This window comes from Streptomyces sp. NPDC127117 (assembly GCF_042677325.1).
Lineage (GTDB): Bacteria > Actinomycetota > Actinomycetes > Streptomycetales > Streptomycetaceae > Streptomyces.
The window spans coordinates 1-3,776 of sequence record NZ_JBHXTM010000029.1 but is presented as its reverse complement, the minus strand read 5'-3'; the positions used below and the strand labels follow the sequence as shown (position 1 = coordinate 3,776).

The 3,776-nt window shown below is 71.2% G+C and carries 4 protein-coding genes; 1 reads left to right on the top strand and 3 read right to left on the bottom strand.

Going from position 1 to position 3,776, the window contains the following annotated elements; genetic code table 11:
- The 3 genes from ACFVH0_RS24430 to ACFVH0_RS24420 all read right to left on the bottom strand — a co-directional run.
- The coding region (locus ACFVH0_RS24430) for a serine protease (RefSeq protein WP_385823305.1) at positions 1–817 on the bottom strand (817 nt) is incomplete at its 3' end.
- Positions 727–1,149: a CU044_2847 family protein gene (locus tag ACFVH0_RS24425; RefSeq protein ID WP_385823303.1), complete on the bottom strand. Its 423-nt coding sequence runs from the start codon at positions 1,147–1,149 to the stop codon at positions 727–729. The genes ACFVH0_RS24425 and ACFVH0_RS24430, both read right to left, overlap by 91 nt.
- Positions 1,150–1,266: 117 nt before the next feature.
- Positions 1,267–1,830: a hypothetical protein gene (locus ACFVH0_RS24420; protein ID WP_385823302.1), complete on the bottom strand. Its 564-nt coding sequence runs from the start codon at positions 1,828–1,830 to the stop codon at positions 1,267–1,269.
- Positions 1,831–2,275: 445 nt separating this feature from the next.
- Between ACFVH0_RS24420 and ACFVH0_RS24415 the strand changes: the two genes are divergently transcribed.
- Positions 2,276–3,559, top strand: coding sequence for an MFS transporter (locus ACFVH0_RS24415; protein ID WP_385823300.1), 1,284 nt, complete (start codon positions 2,276–2,278; stop codon positions 3,557–3,559).
- Positions 3,560–3,776: the final 217 nt, after the last annotated feature.

Genomic DNA, 3,776 nt, shown 5'->3' with positions numbered 1-3,776 from the left:
GCCCTTCGGCCCGCCCCCCCGCGTGGGGGGCGGGGGCGGCGGCGCCCCGCGCGGCGGCCCGGTCGGCGCGCCGCCGGGGCGCGGGGGGGCGCACCCCCCCCGCCCCCCGCCGCGCGTCGGTGAGCGTGTTCAGCCAGTCCATGGGTGCTTCGGGGAGCGGATGGCGGGCCAGGATCTCGGAGAGCGGGATCATGTGGGTGCTGCCGGCCTTGTTGGACCGTACGAGCATTCCGCACACCGCACCCGTACGCCGATTGACCACCGGGCTGCCGCTGAAGCCCTCGCCCACCGGTGTCCCGTACGCGCGGGGCATCGCCATCGGATCGTCGAAGGAGAGCCGCGAATCGCCCAGGTACTCCAGGGCGGCCCACTGCCCGGCCCGGAAGTCCCCGCGCGGATGCCCGTAGACCGACATCCGATCGCCCAATTCGGTGTGGGGTGAGATCAGTACGTGGGCGGAGGAGGCTGCTTCGTCCAACTCGTAATGGAGAAAGGCGATATCCAGGCCGTTCGCTGCGCGGTGGCAGTCTTCGGCGGAGACGGTGAGGACCAGTTCGTGCCCCGTGGCGACGATCCGTCCCCGTACCCGCGTCGCGTCCGACACGACGTGGGCGCAGGTGACGACCGTGCCCGGAGTGAGAACGAACCCGGTCCCGCAACCGCGGTCGTCCGGAAGATCGAGGGCGACGGTGGCCGCCTCCAGCAGCTTCTTCCAGCCGTCCACGCCTAGGCTCCGGGGGTTCCCGGTGCGGGCGGCGTCCCCGGAGCAGGAGTGCCGGTGCCGGGCGTGCCCGGCGGTGTCTCGGGCGCGGTCCATTCGAGCGTCACCTTCCACGCCGACTTGGACGTGGCCTTGCCGAAGACGGCCAGCAACTGATTGGTCTCGACGGAGATGTCGCACCCGAACTCGACCGTCGCCTTCGACGCCCCGGTCTGCTGGAGACGCGTACCCATGGCCCTGGCCACGTTGGTGAGACCGTCCAGCACCGGCGCGAGAGTCGGGCGGCGCCAGCTGATCTCCTGCTCGTCGCCGAGGTCGGGCTGTGTCGGCCGTCCGCCGGGAGTGACCGAGAAATGCACGGTCCGGCCGTCCACATCGACCGGGACAGTGATGTCCCCGGAATCCTCAACGCCCGTTTCTTCGCTCACTGTTCAGCCCTTCCCCCGTCGGATGAGGGCCAATCGTAGTGCTGGGACGTGGGCGGCGGGGGCGCGTCGCATCGCGGGTGGGCGCACTCGCGATGCGACGCGTCATGTGTCAGCGGGTCAGGACTTGACCAGGGTGATCTGGGCGGTGTTGTCACCAGCGTTGACGATCACTGGATAGTCGCGGTCGTCCGCCGAGCCGAAGCCGCGAAACAGGGCGGCACCGGGGCGGAAGACCGACCCGGGCTCCATCGCGGTGACAGGAATGGTGACATTCCACGGAACCGGTGCACCGGGGGTGCAGTCGATCGCCTCGCCCTCGTACCTGCCGATCGCCTCGCCGCTCTTCTGAGTCTGCGCCACCAGGCCCGAGAGCGATATGCGGGCCGGCTTGTTGCAGGTCGCGGTGCCGCCGACGGCGACCTGTCCGGTCTTGCTGTCGACCTTGCCCTCGGGGGCCTGGAGGTGGAGGGACCAGCGCTTGCCTTCGGGGGTGACTACCGTGACGCTCACGGTGCTCTCGGCGGTGGGCCCCGAGACGTCGAATATCTCGACCGACCCGGCCGTGAACTCCTGTGACTGTCCGCCGGAGACGAACTCGCCCGCCTCGCCGCTGAACGCGAGCGAACCCGAGACCGCTTCGTGGGCCTGTGCGGTGCCGGACAGGAAGCTAACGGCGCCCACTGACAACGCCCGCCGGCAATGCCCGTCGGGTGGTCAGCCGATGCAGATGACGAGCACGCAGATCCGGTCCGGTGGTGTCGTCGTGGGTGCGGGGCTCGGTGGCGGCGTGTCCGCCGCGGGGCCGGCCGGAGGGGTGCTCGTGCGCGGGGCCGGGGCACACCAGGGCCCCGTTGAGGGTCCGGCGGCACGTGGAGCAGTAGTCCATCCGCGATCCTTCTGTACTTACTGCGCCACCAGGAACTCCGGCGACCCGTTCGAGTTCGCACTCCTGACCGAGCGGGAAACAACGTAACGGCACCCACGGGAGGTTGTGCGCAGCCGGCGTGTTGCTCTCGCGAAGATCTCCGCCGGGACTGTTCGCCAGGTTCACGATGTGGGACAACCTGTCTTGAATGGTGGATGCAATGCCATAGTTGCACCCTGCACACACATCGGGGAGGCTGCCGTGCGCCGTTGGATGATGCTCGCTCTCGGGACCGCGGCGCAGACCGTCGCCTGCACTTTCCTCTACGGGCTTCCGTACACCTCGGAGACGTTGAGGCGGGACAACGGGCTGAGCCTCGGCCAGGTCGGGCTGCTGATCGCCTGCCCCACCATCGGCCTCCTGCTGACGCTCATAGCCTGGGGAGCCCTGGCCGACCGCTTCGGCGAGCGGACCGTCATCGCCTCCGGTCTGGCCATGACCGCCGTGCTCCTCTCCCTGGCGGCAACGGTGGACGGGCTCGTCCCGCTGGGCGTGCTCCTGGCGCTGGCCGGGGCGGCGAGCGCATCCGTCTCCGCGGCCAGCGGACGGCTCGTCGTCGGATGGTTCTCCGCCCGGGAGCGCGGCCTCGCCATGGGGATCCGGCAGACGTCGACCCCGTTGGGCATGGGCATCGCCGCCCTGGTGGTCCCCACGCTCGCCGCGCACGACGGAGTCCGGGGGACCGTCCTGTTCTGCGCGGTGCTGTGCGGTGCCGTCGCCGTGCTCGTCGGCTCGCTGACCACGGACCCGCCGCGCACCGCGCGGCCGACGGGACAGGAACCGGCCGCCAACCCCTACCGCCACTCCACCCTGTGGCGCATCCACGCCTCCAGCGCGCTGTTGTGCGTACCGCAGTTCGCGACGAACGCCTTCGCGATGGTGTTCCTGATCGACGTACGGGGCTGGAGTGCCGTTCACGCCGGCCAACTCCTCGTGCTGTCCCAGGTGTTGGGGGCGGTGTCGCGGGTGGTGGCGGGCCGCTGGTCCGACCGGGTCGGCAGCCGGGTGCGGCCGATGCGGCAGCTGTCGGTGTGCATCGCCGTCGTCATGGGCGCGACCGCGCTGGGCGCACTGTGGCCCTCGCCGCTGACGGATCTCGCCATGGTCGTCGCCTGCGGCATCACCGCGAGCACCAACGGCCTGGCCTTCACCGCCACCGCCGAACTCGCCGGAACCGCCTGGTCGGGACGGGCCATGGGCGTCCAGAACACCGGCCAGAACCTCGCCGCGTCGCTCACCCCGCCGCTGCTGGGCGGACTCATCGCCTCGGCCGGATACGCGCGGGGCTTCCTGCTGGCCGGAGCGCTGGCCGTCGCGGCCTGCTTCGTGATCCCCACGGTCCGAATCCCGGCAGTCCCAACCCCGGAAGGCCGAGCCCCGACAGTCCCAACCCCGGAAGGCCGAGCCCCGACCGCTGCCCCGGCCCCGGAAGGCCGAGCCCCGACCGCTGCCCCGGCCCCGGAGAGCGACGGCCGCGCCGACTGACCACCCGAGGTCTTGCTCCGACTCCCGATCGGGACCTTGCTCCGACTCCCGATCGGGACCTTGCTCCGACTCCCGATCGGGACCTTGCTCCGACTCCCGATCGGGACCTCGCTCCGGCCCCCATCGGGACCTCGCTCCGACTCCCGATCGGGACCTCGCTCCGACTCCCGATCGGGACCTCGCGGCGCCGCCCTCGAGGGCCGCGGCTCCGGCACCC